21 protein-coding genes and 3 pseudogenes are annotated in these 26443 nt (G+C 62.2%); 11 read left to right on the plus strand and 13 right to left on the minus strand.

What is annotated here, in order from left to right; genetic code table 11:
• Together sctC and QFZ94_RS00360 are read left to right on the plus strand one after the other, a co-directional pair.
• A pseudogene (gene sctC, locus QFZ94_RS00355) lies at positions 1 to 1795 on the plus strand (type III secretion system outer membrane ring subunit SctC).
• A 303-nt stretch (positions 1796 to 2098) separates the two neighbouring features.
• Positions 2099 to 2512: pseudogene (locus QFZ94_RS00360) on the plus strand (ATP-binding protein); the annotation flags it as partial.
• A 125-nt stretch (positions 2513 to 2637) separates the two neighbouring features.
• Here QFZ94_RS00360 and QFZ94_RS00365 read toward each other — a convergent pair.
• Entirely contained in the window at positions 2638 to 3255 is a 618-nt protein-coding gene (locus QFZ94_RS00365) for a hypothetical protein (protein WP_429455166.1), read from the minus strand.
• On the opposite strand from QFZ94_RS00365, the gene QFZ94_RS00370 reads away from it, so the two are divergent.
• Complete coding sequence (locus tag QFZ94_RS00370; RefSeq protein WP_429455167.1) at positions 3231 to 3437, plus strand: hypothetical protein; 207 nt, start codon at positions 3231 to 3233, stop codon at positions 3435 to 3437. The genes QFZ94_RS00365 and QFZ94_RS00370 overlap by 25 nt on opposite strands.
• A 9-nt stretch (positions 3438 to 3446) precedes the next feature.
• Positions 3447 to 3719, plus strand: a complete 273-nt coding sequence (locus QFZ94_RS00375) for a hypothetical protein (protein ID WP_429455169.1) — start codon at positions 3447 to 3449, stop codon at positions 3717 to 3719.
• A 464-nt stretch (positions 3720 to 4183) separates the two neighbouring features.
• Here the strand turns inward: QFZ94_RS00375 and QFZ94_RS00380 are convergent, their stop codons facing one another.
• Both QFZ94_RS00380 and QFZ94_RS00385 read right to left on the minus strand, forming a co-directional pair.
• Complete coding sequence (locus tag QFZ94_RS00380) at positions 4184 to 4978, minus strand: ExeA family protein (RefSeq protein WP_008344716.1); 795 nt, start codon at positions 4976 to 4978, stop codon at positions 4184 to 4186.
• 2 nt (positions 4979 to 4980) lie between these two features.
• On the minus strand, positions 4981 to 6300 hold the full coding sequence (locus QFZ94_RS00385) for a DDE-type integrase/transposase/recombinase (protein ID WP_429455157.1): 1320 nt from the start codon (positions 6298 to 6300) through the stop codon (positions 4981 to 4983).
• 253 nt (positions 6301 to 6553) lie between these two features.
• On the opposite strand from QFZ94_RS00385, the gene QFZ94_RS00390 reads away from it, so the two are divergent.
• Together QFZ94_RS00390 and QFZ94_RS00395 are read left to right on the plus strand one after the other, a co-directional pair.
• Positions 6554 to 7735, plus strand: a complete 1182-nt coding sequence (locus QFZ94_RS00390) for a hypothetical protein (protein WP_429455171.1) — start codon at positions 6554 to 6556, stop codon at positions 7733 to 7735.
• On the plus strand, positions 7675 to 8046 hold the full coding sequence (locus QFZ94_RS00395) for a hypothetical protein (protein ID WP_429455109.1): 372 nt from the start codon (positions 7675 to 7677) through the stop codon (positions 8044 to 8046). Before QFZ94_RS00390 ends, QFZ94_RS00395 begins: the two co-directional genes overlap by 61 nt.
• Before the next feature lie 58 nt (positions 8047 to 8104).
• On the opposite strand, the gene QFZ94_RS00400 is transcribed toward QFZ94_RS00395, so the two are convergent.
• A complete protein-coding gene (locus QFZ94_RS00400; RefSeq protein ID WP_429455173.1) occupies positions 8105 to 8542 on the minus strand; it encodes a helix-turn-helix domain-containing protein in 438 nt (145 codons plus the stop codon).
• Positions 8543 to 8615: 73 nt separating this feature from the next.
• Between QFZ94_RS00400 and QFZ94_RS00405 the strand changes: the two genes are divergently transcribed.
• Entirely contained in the window at positions 8616 to 9371 is a 756-nt protein-coding gene (locus QFZ94_RS00405; protein ID WP_429455174.1) for an IS6 family transposase, read from the plus strand.
• A gap of 89 nt (positions 9372 to 9460) precedes the next feature.
• Here QFZ94_RS00405 and QFZ94_RS00410 read toward each other — a convergent pair whose 3' ends face one another.
• Together QFZ94_RS00410 and QFZ94_RS00415 are read right to left on the minus strand one after the other, a co-directional pair.
• Positions 9461 to 11701, minus strand: a complete 2241-nt coding sequence (locus QFZ94_RS00410; RefSeq protein WP_429455176.1) for a Ulp1 family isopeptidase — start codon at positions 11699 to 11701, stop codon at positions 9461 to 9463.
• A 492-nt stretch (positions 11702 to 12193) separates the two neighbouring features.
• Positions 12194 to 12496, minus strand: a complete 303-nt coding sequence (locus QFZ94_RS00415) for a hypothetical protein (RefSeq protein WP_429455178.1) — start codon at positions 12494 to 12496, stop codon at positions 12194 to 12196.
• Between the two features lie 155 nt (positions 12497 to 12651).
• Here QFZ94_RS00415 and QFZ94_RS00420 point away from each other — a divergent pair, with 155 nt between their 5' ends.
• From QFZ94_RS00420 to QFZ94_RS00430, 3 genes are all read left to right on the plus strand, one after another.
• Positions 12652 to 13260: a hypothetical protein gene (locus QFZ94_RS00420; protein ID WP_429455180.1), complete on the plus strand. Its 609-nt coding sequence runs from the start codon at positions 12652 to 12654 to the stop codon at positions 13258 to 13260.
• Positions 13261 to 13290: 30 nt separating this feature from the next.
• Complete coding sequence (locus QFZ94_RS00425) at positions 13291 to 14784, plus strand: hypothetical protein (RefSeq protein ID WP_429455144.1); 1494 nt, start codon at positions 13291 to 13293, stop codon at positions 14782 to 14784.
• A 106-nt stretch (positions 14785 to 14890) separates the two neighbouring features.
• Positions 14891 to 15547, plus strand: a complete 657-nt coding sequence (locus QFZ94_RS00430; protein ID WP_429455181.1) for a hypothetical protein — start codon at positions 14891 to 14893, stop codon at positions 15545 to 15547.
• 269 nt (positions 15548 to 15816) lie between these two features.
• On the opposite strand, the gene QFZ94_RS00435 is transcribed toward QFZ94_RS00430, so the two are convergent.
• A complete protein-coding gene (locus QFZ94_RS00435) occupies positions 15817 to 16299 on the minus strand; it encodes a conjugal transfer protein TraD (RefSeq protein WP_429455182.1) in 483 nt (160 codons plus the stop codon).
• Positions 16300 to 16519: 220 nt separating this feature from the next.
• Between QFZ94_RS00435 and QFZ94_RS00440 the strand changes: the two genes are divergently transcribed.
• On the plus strand, positions 16520 to 19375 hold the full coding sequence (locus tag QFZ94_RS00440; protein ID WP_429455183.1) for an AAA family ATPase: 2856 nt from the start codon (positions 16520 to 16522) through the stop codon (positions 19373 to 19375).
• A gap of 769 nt (positions 19376 to 20144) precedes the next feature.
• Here the strand turns inward: QFZ94_RS00440 and QFZ94_RS00445 are convergent.
• The 6 genes and pseudogenes from QFZ94_RS00445 to QFZ94_RS00470 all read right to left on the minus strand — a co-directional run.
• Positions 20145 to 20867: a hypothetical protein gene (locus tag QFZ94_RS00445; protein ID WP_429455429.1), complete on the minus strand. Its 723-nt coding sequence runs from the start codon at positions 20865 to 20867 to the stop codon at positions 20145 to 20147.
• A 541-nt stretch (positions 20868 to 21408) separates the two neighbouring features.
• Positions 21409 to 22842, minus strand: coding sequence for a DUF1173 domain-containing protein (locus tag QFZ94_RS00450; protein WP_429455185.1), 1434 nt, complete (start codon positions 22840 to 22842; stop codon positions 21409 to 21411).
• Entirely contained in the window at positions 22733 to 24403 is a 1671-nt protein-coding gene (locus QFZ94_RS00455) for a type IV secretion system DNA-binding domain-containing protein (protein WP_429455187.1), read from the minus strand. The genes QFZ94_RS00450 and QFZ94_RS00455 overlap by 110 nt, the downstream gene beginning before the upstream one ends.
• A gap of 3 nt (positions 24404 to 24406) precedes the next feature.
• Positions 24407 to 25876: a hypothetical protein gene (locus QFZ94_RS00460; protein WP_429455188.1), complete on the minus strand. Its 1470-nt coding sequence runs from the start codon at positions 25874 to 25876 to the stop codon at positions 24407 to 24409.
• A gap of 11 nt (positions 25877 to 25887) precedes the next feature.
• Positions 25888 to 26208 (minus strand): phospholipase D-like domain-containing protein, encoded by a 321-nt coding sequence (locus QFZ94_RS00465; RefSeq protein ID WP_429455430.1) that lies wholly within the window; start codon positions 26206 to 26208, stop codon positions 25888 to 25890.
• Positions 26138 to 26380, minus strand: a pseudogene (locus QFZ94_RS00470) (phospholipase D-like domain-containing protein); the annotation flags it as partial. The gene QFZ94_RS00465 and the pseudogene QFZ94_RS00470, both read right to left, overlap by 71 nt.
• Positions 26381 to 26443: the final 63 nt, after the last annotated feature.

Below are 26443 nucleotides of genomic sequence, written 5' to 3' on the forward strand. Positions count from 1 at the left end.
ATGAAAAAAAGGATTCTGCTTGTTGCCTGGTTGGCGGCGCCTCTTGCGTTCGGATTGTCTGCCTTGCTCGCGACGCCTGCCGAAGCCGCGGCCGTCCGGTGGCACAGCGCTGTCGTCCACGTCACCACCGAAGGGCAGGACGTTAAAGACGTGCTGCGCGATTTCGCCGCTGGACAAGGTATTCCTGCAACCATTTCCGGCGACGTGCATGGCACCGTGAGCGGCAGCTTCGACATGCCGCCCCAGCGCTTTCTCGACACACTGGCGTCAAGCTTCGGCTTCGTGTGGTTTTGGGACGGAAAGGTGCTGTCGATCAGCGACATGAACACCGTTACGCGGCGCGTGATCAAACTCGATCACGCAAGCGTCGCCGATCTGCGAGCGACACTCACGCAACTGGGCATCGAGAATTCGCGCTTCCCGATCAATTACGACGAGAGCCAGAGCACCGGGCTCGTGAGCGGCCCGCAAGCGTATGTGCAGCTAGTGTCCGAAATCGCGCGCCGGCTCGACGACAGGGCGGCACAGAGCTCCGGCTCGATGATCCGCGTGTTCCCGCTGCGCCATGCGTGGGCTGGGCAGCACAATGTCCAGATCGACGGTAAGACGGTGACCGTGTCCGGCGTCGCGGATTTGCTGTCGGCCATGTACCACCAGCGGGAGCGCAACGGTGCGGACAGCTACGAGCAGGTGGCCAGCCGCACGGCAAACGACCCGACAATGCGTCGCCTGCAACCGACGCCAGACGTCACCGGCAGCACCGACGGTGGCGGACACGAAACCGGCGTGAATCCCCCGTTGCCAGCCGGGAACGGGGCGAGCGGCGGCGTTGAGCCGGGCCTCGGAGGGTTGCTGAACGGTCTGGCTGCCGGCGGCGGCCCGGGCATGCAGTCGACTGGTTTGTCCAATATCGGCGAGGAGCGCGCCCGCGGCGATACGTCGGCGAGCAGCAGCCAGACGCTGCCCGTGATCGAAGCCGATCCGCGCACGAACTCGGTCTTGATCCGGGATGTCCCGCAACGTCTCGCACAGTACCAGAGTCTGATCGACACGCTGGATGTGCGGCCGCGCCTGATTGAGATCGAGGCACATATCATCGAGATCGACGACAGCGCGTTTGAGCAGCTCGGCGTGGACTGGCGTGCGCAGAATAGCCACATTGATATTCAGACTGGCGGGCGCGACGCAGCAGAACGGCTACGATGCCAACATCGATCCGCCCTTTGGCACACAGCCGCTTTGGGACGGTGCAGGCGGGGCGTTCACGGCCGTGCTCGGTAACGCCGGCCGATATCTGCTGGCACGCGTGAACGCGCTACACAAGAGCAATCTCGCCAAAATCGACGCGAGCCCGAAAGTCGCCACGCTCAACAATGTCGAGGCCGTGATGGACCAGAAGACAAGTTTTTTCGTGCGCGTCGCGGGCTACGCATCGGCGGACATGTACAGTGTGTCGAGCGGCGTGTCGCTGCGAGTGCTGCCGCTCGTCGTGGAAGAAAACGGCAGGACGGATATCAAGCTGAACGTTCATATCGAGGACGGCGAGATTACACCCCGCCAGGTCGACGCCATTCCGGTGATTACCACCAGCACGATCAATACCGAGTCGTTCGTCAGACAGGGCGAGAGTCTGCTGATTGCCGGCTATCGGCGCGATAAGTCTACGAATGGTGAGACCAGTGTGCCGGTTCTTTCGAGGATCCCGCTCATCGGCGCACTGTTCCGCAATCGCGACGACGAGCACGATCATATGGAGCGGCTCATTCTGCTGTCACCGCGCGTCATCGAGTTTTAGATACGGCTCTGTCAAGTTTGCGAAGCGGATTTCAAAGGCGCACCGGCCATTATCCCTTCGTCGAGGTGTATCAATTCCTCAGTGCCGACGGTGTATCAATTTACAGGTGCCGATGACACGGCTTTGTCCGGATGGGTACGAGTTCCCGTGCCATGGACGCGACTATGCATTTTTGACGCAAACCGGTTTGCCGAAGGCGTTCCACCGGTTCAGCAGGTTGGCGATGATTACGCCTTCGCCTTCCTGCGACGCAAGCTCCTGCGTCAGCAGGCGCTCGCCGATGCAGCGCTTGATGCGCGAGATCTGTGCCTCGAGCTGGTCAACCAGGCATGCCGTCAGGGCTTCTCGGCCCGCTATCTACGCATGCCGAAGTTCAATGAGGAGATGGCCATCGCGCACGGTAGCGGCGGTTACGCGAAGCTGCTCGCGCAATGGGCGAAGACCGACATCCTCGTCATGGACGACCTCGCCATGGCGCCGCTGTCGGATTCGGCGCGGCGTGATCTGCTCGAGGTGCTCGACGACCGGCACGGCCGGCGTTCGACGATCGTCACCAGCCAGATCCCGGTCGATAGCTGGCACGCCGCAATCGGCGACCCAACGCTTGCAGACGCGATCCTCGACCGGCTGGTTCACAACGCGCATCGGCTCACACTATCGGGCGAGTCGATGCGCAAGCGCCGAAATGGTTTGACCATCGAAGACGAGAAGGAGTAAAAGAACTGGCGTGGTTCAAAAAGCGCGATTTTTGCGTTACACAGACGAGCGGAAGCAGCCTGCGTAAGAAAGCAGGAATAGTAAGGATTGCGGTTCAAATGGAGGCCGGCGACGACCTGCCGATATCAGGTTCGCTGAGGCTGGAGTGGGCCGAATCCGAGCAGCGTCAGCCAGTGATCGTGAGGCTTGCGGCTCATCAGTTCCCTCGGGCTCTTTCCAGTTCGCTCAGGGCATCGGCTGCGGGCAAAGCGGCGATGGTTGAAGACAAACTGCAGCAGACCAAGCCAGGCCCGCCCGCCCTTCAGATGACGCCGGTTGGTCAGGTAGACGCGCAGTCGCGAGTTGAGATTTTCGACCAGCGAGCTGCTGCGTGGTGTGCTATGCAGCGCCCCGGATACGGCGGCGTAGACGCCGTGAAACGGGCGGCCGATGCGGGCTAGCAGGCGATTCCACCCTTGCCAGAACGCACTCGACGTTTCGGACTTGCGATGCAGCATGCAGACCTCGCGCACGAGATGGCGCGCCACGTTGTGCGTTCGTGCAATGGCGTCGAGTTTTGTGTCGAGCAGGCCCGCGAAAGCGAGCAGGCCGTCGCGCTGGTTCTGAAGGGCACGCCGGTATGCCCCTGTACGTGAGAGGTCCCGTGCTTCACGTTGCTGCAGTTCGGCAACCACGAAATCGAACAGCCGTTGACGCGTCGCGAGGTCCGGCCCAGCCAGTGACAGGATGTCACGTCGAGCCACTGAACCAGGGTGCGCAGGTCGGCAGCCAGCTCGTGCGCATGGGCTTCATTGCGCCGAAGCGTTTCCAGCGCGGCTTCGAGGAGGCTATCCTCACCACGTCGACGGGGATTGGCCAGACGCGCTTCGAGCTGCTCGCGCCCGGTGCGAGCGCCACTGGCGACACGATGCCAGAGCGTCGCTAGTGATTTACCGTGCTGGATGATGTGGAATACGTCGCCGTGACACGGCGTATCGGGCCCGGCCATTTTTTGCCCGGCACGCAGACCGGTTCCCGCATCGGCGATCGTGTGCTCAGGATCGAGGCCCTGTGCCTGCAGGTCCAGCAGATGGATGGCCCAGGTGTCGCCGTCGCGATGGGCTTCGGGGGCGAGCAGATAGCAATAGGTCGAGGCGACATCGATACCGGCGAGCACGGGTTGGGAACCCTGAAAGAGTTCGTCGTGCAGACCGACCCGGATGGGTGAGAGATCGATACCGGCGTTGATGGCGATGGCCTGCTGTTACGTCGCAGGCTGAACGAGACTCGGCATCGCGAGATATTCGAGGCGAGACGACGCTGTTTGTCGCGAGCTGATCGGGGAGAACGCGTGTCCGGTCGAACGCGAGACGCAGCGAAGGTAGATTTGCGCGTTGTCGCGCATTTGATGGGCGGCACAACGAACACGGCCCCGGTTGTCGAGACCGGGGCCGTGTCATTAGAAGGGGTCGACGATGCGGTGACCTGGAGGCGGTTCGCGTGGCGGCACAGCCCACGGTTCGTTGCAACGACGGATCTGTTCGCCATACGCAGCGCTGAACCACAGGAGCCAGTCACATAGGAGTTGCTGGATCTGCGCGGCAGCATTGTCTGTCAGTTCGGGCAACGCAGGCGGACGGGACGTGATCCTCAGCGCGGCGCGCGATACCTTGGCGTGTTTGTGGCGCCTGGTCATCGGAACTCCTCAATGGCCTGTTGCAGCAGTTCGTCGGGCAGATGATTCAGACCCCGGGGCACGGCCAGCTGCATCGCGGTGCGCAGGATTCGCCCGGCGTGTCGCGGCAGACCACGTGAAGCCTGCCGTAGCAGCTCAAGCCCGGAGTCGGCCAGCAGCGTATGCGTGCAGCCGGCGCTCTTCAGGGCGTGCGTGATCAACTGCGCGAAGCGCTCGCGCTCGATGACGGGCTTCAATTGCACGCGCGCCTGGATACGTCCGTACAGCGCGGCATAGGGCGCACGTTCGAGCGTGGTGGCCAGATTCGGATGCGCGGCCAGCCACACGGTGAGCAGGTTGCGCGAATCGAAGGCGAAGTTCAGGAACGACGGGAAGTCGCGGAAGAACTCGATGGGCAGGTTCTGCGCCTCGTCGATGATCCATACCACCAGCAACTGCTTGCCCTCGACGAGCTCGGTGATGCGCTGCTTCAGCTCGCGCCACAGGTCGGCACGCCGGTAGCTGGGTTCCAGTCCGAGCGCTCGTGCAAGCGACCGGTACAGGTCGATGCGGCCGAACTCCGTTTCGGCGAGGTAAATGACGAGATAGCGATGCGGATTGAGGCTGCGAGCGAGATGGCGTAGTGCCGCGGTCTTGCCCACGCCCGGTTCGCCCGTCAGCAGGCCGATACCGGGACTGGTGAGCAGCCACTGGAAGCGCTCGGTGAGCTGGGCAAGCGCGCCGTCGTCCCACAGGTCCGTCGAATCCTTGTCCAGCGGCGCGCAGCGCAGGCCGAAGTGTTGTCGGTACATGGTCAGCCCTCCGTGCGGTAATGACGCTGATGCACGAACTCGAGCAGATTCGGCCCTGATGCTGCGGCATGGGTGGCAGGCTGCGCCGGTGGGCGCTGCCGCCGGCGCGTGCAGTTGGCCACGGTATCCAGTTCCGTGGCGGCGCCCAGCGCCTGCCCGGCCTGGCTCTCGACGCGAAGGACGGAGCCGGCGTGCGGATCGAGCACGACCACGACCGTCTGTCCGGTGAGCTCGTACGGGACCTCAAAGCGCTTGCCGTTGAACGACACGGTGCCATCACGACGCACATGGCGCGAGATGCGATGCAGGAACAGTTCATCCAGCCGCGCAGCCAGTGTGCCGAGCTGCCGGATGCGCGGCAGGTCCTGCTGGTAGCGAGAGAGCGGCGTGTGCTCGCCAAGTGCACCGTGTTTGCGGCGATGGTAGATCTGCTCGATCCATGCCCATAGCCGGGCGTTCAGGTCCGCCATGTCACGGATATGCGTCGCGTCGAGTTCGGCAAGGAACTGTTCGCGTAACGTGCGGTGCCAGCGCTCGAGCTTGCCTTTGCTGGTCGGCTGGTACGGCCGGCAATGCACGAGCCGGATTGACAGTTGCGCGCAGATGCCCTGCAGCGTTGAGGCACGATAGGCGGCGCCGTTGTCGACGACGAGCGTCTTCGGCACGCCGCGTCTGAGCAGCGCCTGCTTGAGCACGCCTTCAATGTCGAGCGCCGTCTCCGAGGTGCAGAACGCGCAATGGGCGATCAGCCGCGAGGCGTCGTCCATCAGCGACACGAGGTACGTCTTTGTACGCTTGCCGCCGAAGGACAGCGTCGGGCCGTGCAGCACATCGCCGTACCAGATTGAACCGGCATACTCGGCCTCGAAGCTGCGTTTCTCCTCAGGCACGACATCGGGACCGGCAATGCGTGAGATGCCGTGCGCCTTGAGCAGACGATGCACCGCGCAGCGCGAGAGCGTGTCGCGCGGCACCACGCCGGCGGCCTCCAGCAGCAGCCGGATCTGGCGGATCGAACGGCGCGGGTTCTCGCGTTTGGCCGCCAGCACGGCGCCCTGTATGGCTTCAGGCAGCTTCGAGCGGCCCACATCAGTACGGGCGTGATCGGCGAGTCCCGTCAGACCATCACGTCGCCATGCGTAGTACCACTTGAGCAGCGTCTTCTCGCTGATATGACGCCGGCGCGAGCCGGGAATGGCGTATTCCTGCTGCGCGAGCTGTTGGACGATCTGCTGCAGCTCGCCGTGGCCCAGCCGTTCGCGGCTGACGAGCGGACCGAGTACCGACAGGCGAAACAGGGCCTTCGGATCGACTTCGTTCATAGGTGTTCCCCGTAAAAATGAAGGAACCCATATGAAACCGCCAATGCGCGAGCTCGGGCAGTGAGCAAAGTGTGTGGGGTACCCGTTGCAGCGCAGACTTCGTCGTCGCGCAGCGAACGGGATTCCCCCGATCATGGGACAGCGACGCCGTCGTGATCGAGCCAGGCGGCGAGGTTCAAAGCTGCGTTACACATTGGGAGGCACCTTGAGTGCCAGGCGATAATGGTGCCCCCATTTTTCCTCTGCGGCATCCATGACTCAAAACACCCGATCTGGCGTCGGCAGACTGAGCGACGACAAACGCAAAGCGATTGCACTTCAGGCCCTCACGCGCACCGAACCCATCAGTGTGCTGGCTGAGCGTAACGGCGTGAGCCGCCCGACGGTCTACCGACAGATCGGCACGGCCAGTGTAGCGCTGGATGAAGCCTTTGATACCACGCGGGCAGCCGACGCAGATCAGGTGCTTTTCATGCTGCCGGTCACCCGCCAATGGCTCGATCAGGTCATCGTGGCGCTCACGATGGTGGGCCACGTTTCGTTTCGCAGTACCCTTGAACTCATGCACGACCTGCTCGGCGTCTCGACCAGCCTGGGCACGATTCACACCGTTCTTCAGCGGGCCGCAAAGCAGGCCATCGCCATCAACGCCGGTATCGATCTCTCACCCATCCGGGTCGGTCTGCACGACGAACTCTTTCAGGGTTCCCAACCCGTGCTCGCCGGTATCGATGTCGCCTCGACCTATTGCTATCTGCTCGCCCCCGAAGCCCATCGCGACGGCGACACCTGGGCCATCCATCTGCTGGACCTGCAGGCACAGGGCCTCGATCCTGAGCACACGATCGCCGATGCGGGAACCGGTCTGCGTGCCGGGCAAAAAATGGCCGGGCCCGATACGCCGTGTCACGGCGACGTATTCCACATCATCCAGCACGGTAAATCACTAGCGACGCTCTGGCATCGTGTCGCCAGTGGCGCTCGCACCGGGCGCGAGCAGCTCGAAGCGCGTCTGGCCAATCCCCGTCGACGTGGTGAGGATAGCCTCCTCGAAGCCGCGCTGGAAACGCTTCGGCGCAATGAAGCCCATGCGCACGAGCTGGCTGCCGACCTGCGCACCCTGGTTCAGTGGCTCGACGTGACATCCTGTCACTGGCTGGGCCGGACCTCGCGACGCGTCAACGGCTGTTCGATTTCGTGGTTGCCGAACTGCAGCAACGTGAAGCACGGGACCTGTCACGTACAGGGGCATACCGGCGTGCCCTTCAGAACCAGCGCGACGGCCTGCTCGCTTTCGCGGGCCTGCTCGACACAAAACTCGACGCCATTGCACGAACGCACAACGTGGCGCGCCATCTCGTGCGCGAGGTCTGCATGCTGCATCGCAAGTCCGAAACGTCGAGTGCGTTCTGGCAAGGGTGGAATCGCCTGCTAGCCCGCATCGGCCGCCCGTTTCACGGCGTCTACGCCGCCGTATCCGGGGCGCTGCATAGCACACCACGCAGCAGCTCGCTGGTCGAAAATCTCAACTCGCGACTGCGCGTCTACCTGACCAACCGGCGTCATCTGAAGGGCGGGCGGGCCTGGCTTGGTCTGCTGCAGTTTGTCTTCAACCATCGCCGCTTTGCCCGCAGCCGATGCCCTGAGCGAACTGGAAAGAGCCCGAGGGAACTGATGAGCCGCAAGCCTCACGATCACTGGCTGACGCTGCTCGGATTCGGCCCACTCCAGCCTCAGCGAACCTGATATCGGCAGGTCGTCGCCGGCCTCCATTTGAACCGCATTCCTTATTATTCCTGCTTTCTTACGCAGGCTGATTCCGCTCGTCTGTGTAACGCAAAAATCGCGCTTTTTGAACCACGCCTCGGCCCGCCGTCCACTTCGACACTTTCACGCCGCACTCGCGCTCAATCAGCTTTGCCACCGATTCGCGGGTCCACAGGTAGAACGGCAGCGCAAGCTGGTCGGGCATGCGCTCGATGATAAGCTTGCGCATTTTCACGGCTTGTGGATGAGTCAGGTGGCCGCTTCCGTGCCGACGGCCACGCTTGCCGGACCTCAGTGCCCTCAAGCCACCCTCTCGTGCCAACTTCATCCAGTTGCCCACCGCACGCAGGCTAACGCCATACGTTCGAGCCGCTTCCACTCGCGTCATGCCGCTACGCACCGCTTGCACCACCATCTTCCTCAGGTGCGCCTGCGTTGCCTCGCCCAGCTTCCTTGCATCAGTTTGCGTATTCATACCTCTCTAACGCACAGGGCAGTATTTGGTGCACCGGTCAGTAAATGCACATGATCAGGAAAGGACAGATGAAATGTGCGGGCAAAGACCCGTCGTCTGCTTCCCAGCAGTTTTACTCCCTTGTGTTATAAGCAATACTTATCATATCGACATCTCTCGTCCCGACACCCTTACTGCAACAGAACCGCGTGACATTGAAGAACTGCTGTTCGAGCGCGGTGTCGTTGTCCGTTACGAGACGATCCGCCGCTGGTGCGACAAATTCGGCGCGGGCTTCGCCCATCGCGTCAAAGCTGCTCGCCGCAAGCCTGGGCGCACATGGCATCTGGACGAAGTCTTCGTTACGTTGCGCGGTGAGCCTTATCTGCTCTGGCGGGCAGTCGACCAGCACGGCGCCGGACTCGACATCCTGCTGCAGAAACATCGCGACAAGGCCGCAGCAAAGCGCTTCTTCAACCGCGTGCTGGCCGCCTGTGCCGACGCGCCACGAAGGATTGTCACCGATCAGCTTCGCAGCTACCCGGCAGCCAAGGCCGACATCCCCGAACTGGCGAACGTCAAGCATGTGTTCGTCAAAGCCAGCGCCCGCGTCAACAACCGCGCCGAGAATAGTCATCAGCCAACCCGGGAACGCGAACGGCGTATGCGGGGCTTCCGCCTGCCCGAGCGCACTCAAGCTTTCCTGTCGAACTTCGGCCCGATCCGACAGCACTTTGCCCTCAAGCGACATCGGCTACGGGCTTCACGCTATCGCCAACAACTCGCCTTGCGATTTGCTGCGTGGCATCGCTTCACCGAACTCACCCAAAATCCGTCTATCGCTTTTTGAGCGACTGATCGCCCCTGCCAGCATTGCCTTCTCTCCTCTCTAACGTGACAAAGCCCATCAGAACCTTTTCAACCACCGCCAGTTGTTGCTCAGCCGAGGTTCAAGGTCTGGGTGAGCCAGACCTCGTTTCCGTGCAAGGTGGCCATATAGCGCTGACCGTGAATAAGCATGTATGTCTGGGGCACGTAAGGGCTTGGCATCAACCCGTGGTTCTCCATTATATTCATGACCAAGGGCGAGGCGCGCTGATTGCCGTGTTGCCAGTTGCCGCCAACGTGATAGCTGAGATCCGGGTAAGCGCCAGGTGCCGGCAGGTCGCTGCCGCCAGGCACCTGTCGCGGCTGCGCGATTTCAGCCCTGAATCGCTCGGCCTGCGTCAATACATTGATGACATGTTGCCGGTCCGGCTCGATAGTGCTCAGATCCATGCCCGGGTGCCGGAATACCTCCTCACTGATGACCCTGCGCGCCAGCGTCTCCATTCCGTACAGCACATGGTCGCCACAGGTATTGTTGTCCGGCTGCAGCGCGGTGGGCATGCCCATGGGTGTCCCGACTCCCAGGGCCGTAGCCACCCGCGCTGCCTGCTGGAATTGGGGTGTATTGGTGGCGCGATGGGCGTGCTGCGGTGGCACCGCCGAATCGTAGTGGAAGGCCTGCCTTGTCCCCCGGTTCACCACGAGCAGTGACCAGTGGAGGTCGCCCACGTTCACGGGCAGGAACAGAATCTGCGGGCCAGCAATACGCTCCCGAACCGCCTCTTGCTGCCGCGGAGTCCCCTCGGTCAGCAGACGGACCTGCTGCGGGTCGATAAAGCCGAGCAGGTGCGCATTGTGTTGTCCGTGCAGTTCCTGGGCAAGCACCTGGCTATAATGGTAGAAGTCGATGTCGTGCAACCAGGAGTCTTCCTCCGCCAGTCTCTGGGCGACGCCGCTGATGGGAGCCTGGGGAGACGGATAGTTATCCACCTCGACAATTTCCGGATCTGCTACGTGCGAGGGTCCGACGACCGACTGCGGGGTATCCGGATCGAACTCGCGGTTGCCGTAAGCCACCCCGTAGACGAGCGACGAAAGACCGGCATAGGTGGAACTGGACTCCTGGGGGCGGTTGTACGCCTCCTCCACCCCTGCTCCCCAGCCAGACGGTTGCGCGGGTCCGACGACCGACTGCGGGGTATTCGGATCGAACTCGCGGTTGCCATAAGGTCCCGCGTAGCGGAGCGACGAAAGACCGGCATAGGTGGAACCGGACTCCTGGAGGCGGTTGTACGCCTCCCACACTCCGGCTCCCCAGCCTGGCGTCTGCGGCTGCTCCCAGGGAAGGCCCTTAAAAAAGTCGGATTCGGGAGCATTGCCGAAACCTTCATGGCCATACGGCTGGTTTGTTGATGACGGACCTCCTTCGTCCCAATCGGGCCACGAATGCGATGACGCATTCGAGAAGGGGTGCGCGCTTCCTGCATGCTGAGCGGATTTCCCCCATCCGAGACCCATGCGCTCTAGTGCACCAATTGCCTGTTTGGAAAGTTGCATCGACTTGGCTTCCTCCGCGCGGCACCGCTCGAGATCCTCGCGCAACCCATCAATTTTGTCGGGCCCCAAGCGCCCGTTAATTGGCGGCAGGTTGTTCTTTCTTAGCCATCTACTGAACGCCCGAATGGCAGTTTTGTATACGGCAGTCGTCCTCTCCGTATACTCGTACGCGGGCGCCCGGTCCCCAAAGGTGCTCGCAAGTGCGTTATCTTCTTCGTATAAATCTGGCGATTTGATCGCATTCCGCAGTGCGCGGATTCCTCTCTCCAGCCTCGCCCTCTTCTTCGAGCGCGCGTCAGCAAGGTACCTACCCATGTCGTTATCCAACGCGGCTATGCGCCCACTGATTGGCGGCAAGTCATTGCATCTCAGCCACGCGCTAAACTTGCGAACGGCAGATGCACAATAAGACTCGTGGGAATTTGCAACCCAATCAATAATAGCCTGATCTTCATGGTGTGGAGCATCGGCTCGAAATTGACGCGCTCGTACCAAGGCGCCATGTACCAATCCTCTCGGGTCGATACGCAGGGCTACCTCGTCAAGTTGGGGGGCGTCAAGTCGGCCCGAGAAACCGGGGCATGCGTGACTCAATCTTGCCAGCGCGTCAGCATACTCCGCAATAGCCCCATCATTCGTTTGCCCTTGGCGCTTCAGAAAGGCAAGAAAGTTTGCAACGAATTCCTTGTCTTCCTGATTGTAAATAACTGTTTTTTTTGCATAAGAGATGTGGTAGACGACCGGTTCGGCTGTCCAGCTTCCCCGCTCAAGCTGCAAGTCATTCAAGCCCTGCATCACTCCCGCCAGCTGCGCGGATCCGTGCGCTGGCGACCCTGACCGAGAGTTGGAGGGGGTCTGCTCCTGCCGTACCTGCTGTTCGCGAAGCTCCGCGGAGTCCCGCATGAACCTCGATGGGTTCCACCAATTGCGGCCCACTTTATCTTCCTCCTGATCAACCGAATCCGAACCACAGCTTATCGGCCCGCGCGACCCGGCCTGCGCCTTACGCGAAGTGAGGTGCGTTTTCGCGTAAGCGTGAAGTCAAGGCAATGCTGATTAACAACCTGTTGCGCGCGTCAATCAGGCACTGTCACGAGGTAGTCACGTAAGGGCACTGTCACGTTGGCGAGGTAGTCACGTAAGATGTCACGATGAACAAAAGAAAATCGGGCGAGGTTCAAAAAGCGCGATTTTTGCGTTACACAGACGAGCGGAAGCAGCCTGCGTAAGAAAGCAGGAATAGTAAGGATTGCGGTTCAAATGGAGGCCGGCGACGACCTGCCGATATCAGGTTCGCTGAGGCTGGAGTGGGCCGAATCCGAGCAGCGTCAGCCAGTGATCGTGAGGCTTGCGGCTCATCAGTTCCCTCGGGCTCTTTCCAGTTCGCTCAGGGCATCGGCTGCGGGCAAAGCGGCGATGGTTGAAGACAAACTGCAGCAGACCAAGCCAGGCCCGCCCGCCCTTCAGATGACGCCGGTTGGTCAGGTAGACGCGCAGTCGCGAGTTGAGATTTTCGACCAGCGAGCTGCTGCGTGGTGTGCTATGCAGCGCCCCGGATACGGCGGCGTAGACGCTGTCACTGACCGGCATATTCGAGCCATTCCGGGATCGGCGTAATCGAGCCACCGGATGATCGCCGCAATCGGGCCACTCGATGATCGGCGTATTGGAGCCACCGCAGGATCGGCGTAATCGAGCCACGTAGCAGGCTCAGTGTTCTGTCGGGTGCCAGCCCGAAACGCATTTTGAATTTCCGCAACCCGGTACCTTCAGGCTTTTTGCCCGGAGGGCCGATGAGTCGAAGGAGGTTCGAAGTGTTTGAGTATCGACAGGTACTGGCGCGCATGCGTCAGGGTGATTCCGACCGCGACATTGCCAGCGCGCGCCTGATGGGGCGTGGGAAGCTGAAGACCGTCAGGCAGCTCGCGCTCGCTCGGGGCTGGCTCGATCCCGGTCGGCCCTTGCCGGACGACGCCGAACTGGCAGCGATCTTCGGACGCAATCCGAAGCTGCCGCGTAGCTGCGTCTCCACGATTGAACCGTTTCGCGATCTGGTGCGCGGCTGGTATGACGCCGACGTGCAGGGCACGACGATCTTCAACGCGCTTCAGCGCAATCACGGCTATACGGGCAGCTATTCTGCAGTGCGGCGCTTCCTGCTGCACCTGAAGGCCGAGCGCGGCGCGAGAGCGACGACGATCCTGGAGTTCGCCCCGGCGGACGCAGCGCAGCTCGACTTCGGAGCCGGTCCGGTGCTCATGCATGAGTCCGGGCTTGTGCTCAAGACATGGTTCTTCGGGCGAGGTTCAAAGCTGCGTTACACATTGGGAGGCACCTTGAGTGCCAGGCGATAATGGTGCCCCCATTTTTCCTCTGCGGCATCCATGACTCAAAACACCCGATCTGGCGTCGGCAGACTGAGCGACGACAAACGCAAAGCGATTGCACTTCAGGCCCTCACGCGCACCGAACCCATCAGTGTGCTGGCTGAGCGTAACGGCGTGAGCCGCCCGACGGTCTACCGACAGATCGGCACGGCCAGTGTAGCGCTGGATGAAGCCTTTGATACCACGCGGGCAGCCGACGCAGATCAGGTGCTTTTCATGCTGCCGGTCACCCGCCAATGGCTCGATCAGGTCATCGTGGCGCTCACGATGGTGGGCCACGTTTCGTTTCGCAGTACCCTTGAACTCATGCACGACCTGCTCGGCGTCTCGACCAGCCTGGGCACGATTCACACCGTTCTTCAGCGGGCCGCAAAGCAGGCCATCGCCATCAACGCCGGTATCGATCTCTCACCCATCCGGGTCGGTCTGCACGACGAACTCTTTCAGGGTTCCCAACCCGTGCTCGCCGGTATCGATGTCGCCTCGACCTATTGCTATCTGCTCGCCCCCGAAGCCCATCGCGACGGCGACACCTGGGCCATCCATCTGCTGGATCTGCAGGCACAGGGCCTCGATCCTGAGCACACGATCGCCGATGCGGGAACCGGTCTGCGTGCCGGGCAAAAAATGGCCTGGCCCGATACGCCGTGTCACGGCGACGTATTCCACATCATCCAGCAGGGTAAATCACTAGCGACGCTCTGGCATCGTGTCGCCAGTGGCGCTCGCACCGGGCGCGAGCAGCTCGAAGCGCGTCTGGCCAATCCCCGTCGACGTGGTGAGGATAGCCTCCTCGAAGCCGCGCTGGAAACGCTTCGGCGCAATGAAGCCCATGCGCACGAGCTGGCTGCCGACCTGCGCACCCTGGTTCAGTGGCTCGAACGTGACATCCTGTCACTGGCTGGGCCGGACCTCGCGACGCGTCAACGGCTGTTCGATTTCGTGGTTGCCGAACTGCAGCAACGTGAAGCACGGGACCTGTCACGTACAGGGGCATACCGGCGTGCCCTTCAGAACCAGCGCGACGGCCTGCTCGCTTTCGCGGGCCTGCTCGACACAAAACTCGACGCCATTGCACGAACGCACAACGTGGCGCGCCATCTCGTGCGCGAGGTCTGCATGCTGCATCGCAAGTCCGAAACGTCGAGTGCGTTCTGGCAAGGGTGGAATCGCCTGCTAGCCCGCATCGGCCGCCCGTTTCACGGCGTCTACGCCGCCGTATCCGGGGCGCTGCATAGCACACCACGCAGCAGCTCGCTGGTCGAAAATCTCAACTCGCGACTGCGCGTCTACCTGACCAACCGGCGTCATCTGAAGGGCGGGCGGGCCTGGCTTGGTCTGCTGCAGTTTGTCTTCAACCATCGCCGCTTTGCCCGCAGCCGATGCCCTGAGCGAACTGGAAAGAGCCCGAGGGAACTGATGAGCCGCAAGCCTCACGATCACTGGCTGACGCTGCTCGGATTCGGCCCACTCCAGCCTCAGCGAACCTGATATCGGCAGGTCGTCGCCGGCCTCCATTTGAACCGCAATCCTTATTATTCCTGCTTTCTTACGCAGGCTGCTTCCGCTCGTCTGTGTAACGCAAAAATCGCGCTTTTTGAACCACGCCGCACACCGCACCGCCGCCGTCCAGATCGAACTTGCACGGAACCCGGTGGCCGCACTTGCGATACTGATGCACCGCCTGATCCCGGTTGTGTTCGATGACCGCTATGTCTGCGTCTACGACCAGCATGCTGCCGACGTGCGGGCCACATGCTCACACAACCGCCTGTTGCAGACAGCGGATGACATGGAAGTCAGCGCGGCGTGGAAAGAGATTTCGGCCGAGCGCGAAAAGTGGGGCGCGCTGCTGCCGAAGCGTTTCAGTGACGTGCTGCCCTGGCTCATGACGCAGAGCGAAGACGTGCTGAGCAACCTGTTCGCCTTCTGCGTGGCCGCGACCGTCAACGGTGTAAGCGAATCGGATGACGCACACCCGGTGAACGTGCTGATGAATCTGCTGAACGTCGATATGACGCAGTACTGGACGCCGACGCGAACGAGCTATCTGAACCACGTTTCGAAAGCACGTATTGTTGACGTGGTAGCGCAAGCGCTCTCTCCCGAAGCGGCGGCACCGCTGGAGAAATTGAAGAAAGACGCAGCGGCAGAGACGGCGGAACGGTTGCTGGCCGATGCCCGCTGGTTGCCCGAGGTGCTGGTGAGCCGGGAAACGCCCGTCGTATGGGATGACGAGGAAGAAGCCGCCTAAGCGAGCCGAGCGCCACGCCCCGGACAAAGCTGTACCGGGGCGCTGATCGATACCCGGCTCATTTTCCAGCATTCCTTTTTATGCCTTCGGCGCGTCGTTCCCCACGACGCGCTGTTTCCTTTTCTGCAAGCCCGAAGCCATGCGGCCCACTGCACTATCGCGCGCGCCGTCGCGCCCGGATCGAGGCGCACTGGGACCCGCGCCGCAGGTGCGGGGAGAGCGCCGACCCGGAGCACAGCGCAGGGGCGATCCGGCTGGGCACCCGCACACTACGCGGGGACTTTCTCCGCCGCAGCCGTTTTAGCCGCTACCTCCGCGCTGCCCTGCGTTTCGATCTTCTTCTCATTTTCGCGCTCGGCAATGAAGGCGTCACCACGGTTTTTGAGTGTCCGCTGCAAATCGTCGTCCGTCCTGAATTGATCAAGCGCCCATAGCAACGCACCGGTCAGCGTGCCGCGATCCACCGGAAAATCGACCATCGTGACGATGCCGCCGAGTTCGATCAGTTCGCGCGTGCGGGCCTTTCGCTGATCCTCGCGCCGAGCGCTCAGCATGCGGGCCGCTTCGGCTTTCATCGCGTCGGCCTTCTGGTTGATCTTTTCCAATCTCACCAGCTTGTCCAGCTGGCGGGACTCCTGCGCGGTCGGAGCCGGAATCGCGGCCAGTTCCACCAGCAGCGCTTGAGTGGCGGTGGGCGACTTCAAACCCTTGATGTACTGGACGTGTTCCGTGAGCCATTCGGCCTTTGCCATCAGTTTTCTCCTGGATGAAATTTACGTTGCGTCGAGCGACAGCGCAGGCTGACCATCGGCCCCTTTCTGCCAAGCCATTCCGGATTATGAAAACCGCAAAAGCGAGCCAGCAAGGAGGCGCCACCCAGTCGTACCTGGCGAGCAAAGCGAGTCAAAGCGCGCTTCCGCGTTTCCATGCTAGCATGGAAACAGCTGATGATAAGACGAAAGGCAGACCGCCGTGCCCACGTATCATCTGAGCGTCAAAGCAGGCCGGAAAGCCGCTGCACGCGAACACGCCAGGTACATTGCGCGTGAGGATCACTACGCCTACATTTCCCGCGGTGGCAAGTTCGAGGAACGCGGCGATCTGAAGATGACCGAGAGCGGCAACATGCCGGCGTGGGCCGCGCACGATGCCAGCATTTTCTGGCAGGCAGCGGACACCTACGAGCGGGCAAACGGTCGCCCGTACACGGAGATCGAGGTTTCGATTCCGCGAGAACTGGACGATGAACAGCGCGTCGCACTCGTGCGCGAGTTCGTTGAACACACACTCGGCGAGCGGCACGCCTACACCTGGGCGATCCACAATCCGGCGGCCAGCGATGGACTGGAACAGCCGCATGCGCACATCATGTTCACCGAACGCGTGAACGACGGCATCGCGCGTGATCCGGCGCAATACTTCAGACGCTGGAATGCGCAGGAACCTGAAAAAGGCGGTGCCGGAAAGGATCGCTATCTGAGCAGCCGGCAGTTTGTTCGCGACGTGCGTGAAGAATGGGCTGTCACGGCCAATCACTTCATGGCACGGGCAGGCATCGAAGCCCGCATCGACCATCGCAGTTACCGGACTCTGGGTATCGAACTGGAGCCGTCCGTGAAAGTGGGTGTCGCGCGCTACGCCGGCGAGCGTGGTGTGATGGCCAGTGTGCTGGAAGAGAACCGCCAGCGCGCATACCGCAATGGCCAGCGGCTGCTCATCAATCCGGCGATCGGTGTCGCCGCGCTGACGATCAATCAGTCCATCTTCTCGCGACGCGACGTCGAGCAGTTCGTGTTTCGCAATACCGATGGTGCCGAGCAGTTCCGGCAGGTTAACGCGCGGCTGATGAATTCGAAAGAGCTGCTCGCGCTCAAGGATTCCGGCCGCCAGGGCGAGTGGTTCACGTCGGCGGATCTGCGCGCGATCGAGGTCCGGCTGGTCGAGCGTGCGCGTTCCATGAGTCGCGCCGGCGACGCTGCAACGGGCGACGCGGCGGTGCGCGAGAACCTCCGCGCGACACGCGACTTCAACGCCGGGCAGGATGCGGCTTTCGTCGCGCTGGCTGGTGGCGCACAGCTCGTCGTCGTGAACGGCGCGGCCGGCACCGGCAAGAGCTATGTGCTCGCGGCAGCACGCGAAGCGCTCGAGGCGGACGGCCTACGCGTGCTCGGTGCAGCCCTGCAGGGCAAGACGGCCGACGACATGCAGCGCCACGCCGGCATCGCAAGCCGGACGCTGCATAGCCTGCTGTCGGGCATCGAGCGCGGCACGATCACGCCGGATGCGAAAACGGTTCTGGTGATCGACGAAGCCGGCATGGTCGGTTCGCGTCAGATGGAAAAACTGCTTGGCCACGCGCAGGCAGCCGGGGCGCGCGTGCGCCTGGTGGGCGACGCGTGGCAACTGCATGCGGTCGACGCCGGCGATGCTTTCCGCGCCGTGTCGCGCGACGCGGCCGCCGCAAATCGGCTCGAAAGCCTGACGGAGATCAAGCGGCAGGACGAGGCCTGGCAGCGCGAAGCAACGTCCGCGCTGGCCCGGCACGATGTGCAAACGGCCGTGTCCGCGTATGCGGAGCACGGCTGCGTGCAACTGTATTCGACTGTTGCCGACGCGCGCGAGCAGCTGATCGCGCAATGGCAGGATGATCGCCGGACAGACCCCGGCAAGACCCAGCTGCTGCTGACGCATACCAACGAGGAGCGCTGCGCGCTGAATGCACGCGTGCGCGAATTGCGGCGGGCCGCCGGCGAGCTGGGCGCCGGACAGACCGTGCGGGCCGAAGACCATCACATCGCGATCGCCGCCGGCGAGCGGATCATGTTCCTGCAGAACGAATACGTGATGCAGGTGAAGAACGGAACACTGGCGACCGTCGAGCGGATCGACGCGCCGGCGGACGGGAAAACGACGGGCGCCGTCCCACAGGGACTTCCTTCGGTCGTGCTGCAAGTGCGCCTCGATGACGGCCGGCGACTCGCGGTCGATACGGCGCAGTACGGCCATTTCGATCACGGTTACGCGCTCACGGTCCACAAAAGTCAGGGGGTGACGGTCGATCGCGCGTATGTGCTGGCCACGAAGAGCATGCACGCCGAGCTGGCCTATGTCGCGATGACCCGGCACAAGGAAAATCTGGTTGTGGCGGCCGGGCGGGACGAGTTCGCGGATGGAGCGGCGCTGATGCGCAGCCTGTCGCGTGCGGACGAAAAATCGTTCAGTGCGCAGCACGAACTGCGGCCGGAGCGCGATCGCCGTCCCGAACTGGGCTACCGGCACACGTTAAACCAGCGCCGCGTCGAATTCTCCAATGCGCCGCGACCGCAACGGGCGGAAAAAACCCTCGATCGTTCCGTCGGGCAGTATGCCGATGCACTCGCCGCTGCGGCCGCCGCAAACCGGGCTGGCAAGCCGGTGCCGGCGAAGGATCGTGCCTCACTGAAGCGGGCGGGTGCGGAACTGGACAGGCTCGATCCGTCAATGCGTCGCGAGATCCGGTACGTGGTCGAGCGGGATGATCGTGCCTGGCGCGCGCTCGTCGAGCTCAGCGGCGCCGCGCGGGCCGCGGCGCTTGTGAACGAAGTAGCGCAGGCCAGAGCGCAGCGCGCCGGCATTGCCGCGGTTGGCGACGGACACCGGCAAGCGGCGTCGTCGCCAACCACCACATCCCGGCGTTTCGCCGACCTGACGCCAGAAGAACGTCAGGTTCGGCGCAACGAGTTCAAGCTCCAGCTTCGTGAAGCGGCCGGCCAGCCGGTTGAGCGAAATAAGCCAGCACGTGAGCGTACGACCACGCGCGGACGCCGCGGGCCAGAAATCGGTGGTTAATCCGATTATCGGGATAATCGGAAAACACTGAATGAACCAATTCATCGGAGCGCAGCCCTATATTTTGGGCTATTGCCCGTTCGCTGCCGCGGAATGGCGTTGTTTTACAGCCCGTGCGTAATCAGGTGTGAGATTTTTTATTTCCTTTTTCGGCATAAAAATATTCAATATCGCTTGTTATTCTGGTGATGGCGGATTATTGCCTTTTCTGCAGACTTCCTGAAGCCCTGGTGAGCAATAACGTTCGCAGGGCAATCAGGCGAGCACGCGAGCGCGTTGATTTACGGGTGTGCCGCAGGCACGCGCGTAAATCTTTTATCGCGCACTTAGGGATTTGGCGGCCTTCAGGCCGGCGTAGCCCTTAGTGCCTGCCCCGTAGCAGCCCTGGCGAACGGTTTGAGGTTCATCCTTCCTCTCTGAGGACTGGATAAAAGCGTGCGCAGCACGCGCAGGCCGACGCGCAGCGTCGGGGCGAAGGACCGCAGGTCCGGAGGGCAGGCGTTTTTTCACCGGTCGGTAGTGAAAAGAGACGGTGATTAAGAACCGACAGTTAAATCGTGGGTTTCCCGACACTTACTTGATAGTGCATTGCCTCAACTGTGGATAACTCTGCGGGCGAGTTGCGAAATTGCCTTTCAGCCGGTGCCATGTGTGCGCGAATCCGCCGAAAACGGTCTAGGGGGCGCACGGCGGACGCTGACCAGCAAAATCCGGACGAGCCTGTGCCTCGCAGGGCGCGATAGGCTGGACATGCGGGAGAAGAAGAAGGCTAGCGGCGCGGAGGCGCGAGCTGCTGTCGCGCGAGCCTGAAACAGGTTTCGTGGTCCAAGGAAGGATTGGCCTGTTTGATCTGGCCGGCGCGGATCTGGATCTGCCGCTCGAACTCGGCTTTAGCATCGACGACCTTCCCGCAGGAGGTCCCGGTCCGGCCGGAGCGTGAGCGGTCCACACGTTCCGCTACACCGTTTTTCAAGCCTGCCAGCCAGAGCTGGCCACGGGCGCGCTCACGTTCGTCACGTGCATCCCGCCAGCGCTGCTTGACGTCGGCGGCCGCCCGCCTCTGCTGACGCAGCGCCGCCTTGCTACGTTCATGCCGCAGCCATTTTGCGAGGCCAAATGCGCCGAAGAGCGCCGGCGGGACATACTTGATCGCAGCCAATCCCCTGTAGTTACCATCATCGCCGCGCTCGCAGCGCGGGCGCACCGAGGTCAACCCGGCCTTCTGCAGGTCGCGCATTGCACGCTCCGCGCGCCGCTGGTCAAGTCCGGCCTGCCCGGCCAGAAACGGCAGCGTCAGGTTCTGCATGCCGCCGCCCGTCGACGGAACACCCACGCGCATGGTCAGCAGATCGAGGTATTTGAGGCTCGCGCGCAGCAACTGTATGCACGCGACGCTGCGTTCAGTGCGTTGCTGACGCGCCGAGCCGTTCGCGCGGTTCAGGCTCGGCAACCACTCGTCGGGTGCATCGAGATAGCGCCCGAGCCGGTGCATCAATTCGGTCAGTACGCGCGGGTGTCCGCCCGCCCCGGTTCGGGGCGGGCGGACACCCGGGAGGGAGTGCCGCAACGCGACGCGCGTGCAACTGACCCGACATGCCGGAGCAGGTGCGTGCTTAACGTGGCATCAGGAACACCGGGAGAGGAAACGGCTTTCGCCCGCATCCCCCTGTCAGGCGGGGCGGCGCAGATGTTGCGGAAGGAACGGGTACGGGCCGTCCGGCCCGTTTAGCCAGTCGTCGATTCATGCAGTCACTCATTTTTTACGATCGGACGCCCACGGACGGCGCTTGACACAGAGTGAAGAGTTGCTAGAATCGATTTCAATTCGCTGAATTCGATGTCTCTGGCACTTCTGTGCTGGCTGCCATCAAGAACTACCCTCGCTGCCAGGCGGGGGTTTTTCTTTTGCAGGTTCGGTTTTGTCGTGCGCTACGCAGTCCTGCTGAACAGAGAATAAAAATCTTCCAATCGAAGCGGCTCATGACATTTATTTGTAACAACCATGGTGAGCCGCTGGACAAGCAAGCCTCGCTTCACCATGCAGACTCCCGCGTGCCTGACGAAGCGGCCGCATCCACCGCCGCCGCATTGATCTCATCCGGTGTTCTGTCGGCACGCCGCAATGGCTTCGCGCCGCGGCGTAACGTCGACGGCGGCAGTTCCGGCATCTCCTCGCCCGCACGCCAGATCCACGACGGCATGTCGCTTTCATCAATCAGCACCGACAGCGCATCCTCGTCTTCCTGTTCTACGCCGGGCGGCTGCACATACAGCGCAACGGGCTTCGGTAACACATCGGCCAGCACCGCGCACGCAAGCGGCTTGTTTTCCGCCAGGTTGTAACGAAGGCCCTTTACGAAGCGGCGCCTGTGCGTCGTGAGCGCATCGAGCATCAGCTTGTCGTACGCATGCTCGAATGGAATCCAGTTGGACGACACGACCATGACGGCCAGCGTCTCGATTGTCGCAATGCCGGTCGGGCTTAGCCCGAAGGTTGCAATGAACACGAGGTGCGAGTCCTCGATGCTGTCCCACAGCGCCAGTTCGTTCGCAAAACGCTTCTGCAGCCGTCGATGCAGATCTTCACTCAGCATGAACGGAAAGTCCGGAAGGTGTTTTGCGACGATCTTGAAGCCATAGCGCGACTCCGCTATTTCCTTCACTTCCCCAATCGCGATCATCAGTTTGCGTGCTTTCCTGTTGATGGCCAGCTCTGCCATGTGAGCGATGCGGCGCTGTGTAATGCCCGCCGCATGCTCCAACGAGAACGACTCCGGCACATACAGTGACCGCCCCAGCGGCTCCCCCCTGGAAACCTTGCCAGCGGCTGCCTGCAGCAGGAATTTGCGCACGACGTACCAGCTGCGCTTGCCCTCCATCGCCGGATACCAGCGATTCATGCCAGCTTCTTCCCAGAGGTAGTGCAAGGTGCCGCGCAACGTCAGCTTTGCGCCGTCTGTGCGCACCGTGTCGGCCGCCATGCCAGAAGGTGCTGGCGCCGCTTTACCCCCAGTCTTCGACAGGCTGAAATCGAGCCTGAGCGTGGTGATGCCGTCCTCGATGTTCTCCTGAATAGCCTCACCTTTCACCTCGCCCAGTCCGGAGAGTTCCGCCGGCGGCTCGTAGGACGCACAGTCCGGTGCATGTGCGCGCCCCGTGTTCGGCATGCGCTTGATCACATGGTGTTCGCCGACTTTTGCGACATACATCGGGACGCCACCGGGAGTACACATGCACAGCGGCCGGACTTTCTCGCCGTGCGCATCGGCGAGATACGCCTGCAGGTCGCCGGCATTAGCCGCAACAATCACGTCGTCGAATCGAAACTCGCTCATGGCGTTACCTCTACTTATGTCGCTACGCCTGCGTTGAAGGGAGGACCGCGCCGATGATGGTTGCAGTCGCCCCGAGGTCGCCCTGCGGAGCAGGCGCTGGATTAACAGGTGCAGGCCCGGCGATTGACGCAAGCACCTCACGCGGAGCCGCCTCGATGTAGGCAGGCACGCGCACCGGATAGTCACGCACACCAAACCTGATCTTTGCGAGCGGCCAATCCTTGCCGTATTTCAGGTAGCCATTCAGGTCAGGCAAGTTCGATATCTGCGACGACGTGACGACATGCTCCGACTCGCGGCGACGCTCGCGCGTGTTGATACGCCACTGTCCCTGCACGCCGGTAGGGTGCCGTTCCACTTCGTGCATACCGATCATCTCGGCCATGCGCCTGGTCGTCAGGGCATTGGCGCCCCCCATTGCAAGCTGGCTGCGAAAGCACGACAGCACCGCTTTCGCAGGCAGCTCGCCAAGCTGCATGTCCATCTGCACCAGATCCTGCACACCGCCCACCACGCACAGACCGTGCTTGCGGCCCTTCGACACAGCCGGCTCGAAGCTGTAAAGGTGGCCGATCGAGGCCAGTTCGTCCTTGTACACCCACAGACGCCGGTTGAACGTCGGCGCTTCGCTCAGGATCATCGCGTAAATCAGATCGAGCCAGACCGGGATCGTCGGACCGAGCGCGGTGCGTTGATCCTCGCGCCACGTAATCCAGATGTTCCCGCCGTTCTCGTCGCCCATCCAGCGCCGGATCGAGAAATCGCCATCGGGAATGCGCCGCAGCGGCCGGATGTATCTGTTCAGCGTAAAGATGATGCTGGCCGTCGCCCGGTCTGCATCCTTTGCGAAGAACCCTACCGAATCCGTGTCTTCGAGATACTTCTGCAACACCGGGCGTTGCTCGCGTACCAGCAGATCGGTGAGCGTCGCCATGTCGCGCATGTCGTCCTGGTCAAGCTTGTTCATCGTGTCCGCGAGTACCGCACGCGCATACCCTGCCCACTCTTCGGCCTGATCCCCGTTCTGAGGCGGAATGGCCGAATGCGCGAGGCGTTCGAAGTCGAAGCCGTGATCGACCTCGTTGAACAGCGACCAGCCGACGCACCGGGCGTCGTACGGGTTGATCACCACATCGCCAGGCAGATAGAAACGCGACATGAGCGAACCATTCGGATCGACCACCACCATGCGGTCATCGCGACACAGCGCGGACGCGACGAGTCCATTGATCGCCTGACTCTTTCCGGTGCCGGGAGCGCCCACGATAATCAGGTTCTGCGTTTCCAGATCCGTCGGCATCTCGACGCCACACACGGCGACCGGCGCGCGTGGCGCATCGCCGTGCTTCACGGCCTGCTTACGGTACTGGTCGTTATGCCGTGCGATGCGCCTGCTCAGCTGGTGCCGGTTTTCCATCTTCGTGCCACGGATAAACCTGGCATAGCGGTAGCCCTCAAAACCACTGAACAGGTATTCGTGGCACGCCCATGTGACACCCGCTGCAAGCGCTGCGCCCGGTACCGCGCCCCAGAAAAGCAAGGGATCACGCTCGGCCTCCATGAAGCCATTGATGATCCCGGCCGGGAACGGAAACGGCGGATGCCCCGCCAGGGTGAAGGACACGCAAATGCCAAGAACGAGCGCGAGCACCGCGCCTGTCCACTGCATCATCACGACTTCGTGCTTTTGCATGGGTCAGAGTCCGTGCCCTTCACGTTGCTTTCCCGGCCTGACGGCCTCCCTGGCCCGCTCCGAGACTGCCTGCTTGCCATCGCGCGTAAAGCCGGCCGACTCGCGCAGATTCCCAAAGAACTCGGCGCGACGCTCAAGCTTTTCGTGCGCATTCAGCTCGGAAAATTTCTTGCGCGGCCCCGTCTCTGCACGCACGAAGCTGGCGCCTTCCGCCTGCTGCGTCTTCCCTGCGTCAGCCGACTTTGCGGCATCTGGAGAGCCCCTGTCTGCGGCATCCTTAGTCTTGTTTCGACCCAGTTTGTTGAAACCCGCAATCCCGTCGACGGACTTCCTTGCCTCCCGTGTCGGGGCGCTGTTCTCAACTGGCGAAGCTGACAACGTTCGCTTGCCGGCTCCCATTTCGACGACATTGGACTTTTGCGCCGCCGGCTTCGCTGCGGCCTTCTCTGTTACCTTCTCGACCGGCGCCGTGCTCTTCCCACTGCCCCGCCCGAAGAACGCATTGCGCGCGGCATCGATCGCGGCCTTGTCAGATGCCACCGCATCCGGCGCCCTGCCGGCGTGGGCCTCTTTCGTTTCACGCAGCATTTCAAGGGTGGCTTTGGCCTGTTCAGCACTAACCCCCGTGGTCTTCGCGACCGTATCCACAGTCGCTGCAAACCTGGCCGGATCTTTCAATGTCTCCAAAGACGTATCAATACTGACGCTCTCTTTCGCGCCCGCTGCCACAGCCTTGCCCGCCGCAACCTCGACCGTGCGTTCTGCGCCCTTTTGCACGAGCTCCGCGACGGGCGGCGCCGCGATCTTCTCCGACCCCTCGATCGCACGGCGCACCTGCGCCCGTAATGCCTGCTCCTGCGCATCGAGCTTGATCTCGGCAAGCTCCAACTCACGATTGCGGGCGTCCAGCGATTTCGCCCAGCCATCGAGCGTCTTGGGGTAGGTGTGCGTGGCACCCTTGTCGTCGACGCGCGCCTGCGCTTTCGCGAACATGTCGGCAACTTCCTGCCGACTCCACTCACGCTGCACATTCAGATCCGTGTTCGCGTGCAGGATCTCGGCGGTCTTCTTCGCGTCGATCAACGCCAGCTTGTTTAGACCCGACAGAAGCGACGCCCGATCGGTAATCTGCTCGGCCCGTTGTGCCTGCTCGACTTCTTTTTCGGCTAACGCCTGCTCGAGCGCGCCCCGCATCGCGGCCGTGTCGATCAGATCACCTTCCTTCAGGCCGAAACGTGTCTTGAGCGCCTTGGCATCGGTCGCGAGCTGCTTATCTTTAAGGCGTTGCTTGTCCTCGCGCTCGACCGCCTGCGCGACAGCGTGCGGCTCCCTTTTAAGCCAGTCCTGCCGGTATGCGAGATTCTTCTGGCGCGCCTCGATAATCGCACGGCGCTGAGCAAGCGCCTGCTCCTGCTCGGCAAGCTGTTGCTGACGCTCCTTGTCGCTAAACCGCAGTACGGTGTCTTCAAACATAAAAACCTCCGTCAGTTCGACGCCTGCCCGGACCAGGGGCGCCCTTGGTTAAACCGGCTTTGCCAATGTTGCTGGTACGCCTGCGCGACCACCAGCACATGCCACATCACCACGGCGTTTTCGCTGTTGTATCTGGCGGCCGACGTCGTGAAATTGAAACTGCCCGTCTCGACCGATTCGCCGTCGATCACCATGAATTTGATGATGGATTGGATACACTTCAATCGTGCGCACACGAACACCGGCCGCCGACAGCAGGTTGAGCGCGATACGGCCTTTACCGCTGCGGTCTTCAACGAGATTGCTTTTTTCGTCGGCCACCACCGCCACATCGACGCCCCGCCCACGCGCGGCAATCAACGCCCGCACGATCGCCGGCGAGGTGAAGGTGTACGCCGCGAGATGGATCGACCGTCGGGACGAACAGATGGCATCGAGTACCAGGCGCTCAGCGGAACCCTCAGGAGAAAATCCAGCGTCGATCGACGGCTCGACCGGTGCCACGCATGCTGCCCGTGCGCCACCTGCCTGCCCCGCCCACAGCAGGGCAGTCAGGGCCAACGTTCC

The organism is Paraburkholderia sp. JPY465 (assembly GCF_050436725.1).
GTDB lineage: Bacteria > Pseudomonadota > Gammaproteobacteria > Burkholderiales > Burkholderiaceae > Paraburkholderia > Paraburkholderia youngii.

Coding starts and splice junctions, on each gene's coding strand:
- QFZ94_RS00380 (WP_008344716.1), bottom strand. CDS start 4,978: ATGTACCGACAACACTTCGGCCTGCGCTGCGCGCCGCTGGACAAGGAT.
- QFZ94_RS00455 (WP_429455187.1), bottom strand. CDS start 24,403: ATGCAAAAGCACGAAGTCGTGATGATGCAGTGGACAGGCGCGGTGCTC.
- QFZ94_RS00400 (WP_429455173.1), bottom strand. CDS start 8,542: ATGAATACGCAAACTGATGCAAGGAAGCTGGGCGAGGCAACGCAGGCG.
- QFZ94_RS00395 (WP_429455109.1), top strand. CDS start 7,675: ATGCTGCATCGCAAGTCCGAAACGTCGAGTGCGTTCTGGCAAGGGTGG.
- QFZ94_RS00390 (WP_429455171.1), top strand. CDS start 6,554: ATGACTCAAAACACCCGATCTGGCGTCGGCAGACTGAGCGACGACAAA.
- QFZ94_RS00415 (WP_429455178.1), bottom strand. CDS start 12,496: ATGCCGGTCAGTGACAGCGTCTACGCCGCCGTATCCGGGGCGCTGCAT.
- QFZ94_RS00405 (WP_429455174.1), top strand. CDS start 8,616: ATGTGCGGGCAAAGACCCGTCGTCTGCTTCCCAGCAGTTTTACTCCCT.
- QFZ94_RS00410 (WP_429455176.1), bottom strand. CDS start 11,701: ATGCAGGGCTTGAATGACTTGCAGCTTGAGCGGGGAAGCTGGACAGCC.
- QFZ94_RS00435 (WP_429455182.1), bottom strand. CDS start 16,299: ATGGCAAAGGCCGAATGGCTCACGGAACACGTCCAGTACATCAAGGGT.
- QFZ94_RS00460 (WP_429455188.1), bottom strand. CDS start 25,876: ATGTTTGAAGACACCGTACTGCGGTTTAGCGACAAGGAGCGTCAGCAA.
- QFZ94_RS00385 (WP_429455157.1), bottom strand. CDS start 6,300: ATGAACGAAGTCGATCCGAAGGCCCTGTTTCGCCTGTCGGTACTCGGT.
- QFZ94_RS00465 (WP_429455430.1), bottom strand. CDS start 26,208: ATGTGGCGGTGGTGGCCGACGAAAAAAGCAATCTCGTTGAAGACCGCA.
- QFZ94_RS00425 (WP_429455144.1), top strand. CDS start 13,291: ATGACTCAAAACACCCGATCTGGCGTCGGCAGACTGAGCGACGACAAA.
- QFZ94_RS00445 (WP_429455429.1), bottom strand. CDS start 20,867: ATGCACCGGCTCGGGCGCTATCTCGATGCACCCGACGAGTGGTTGCCG.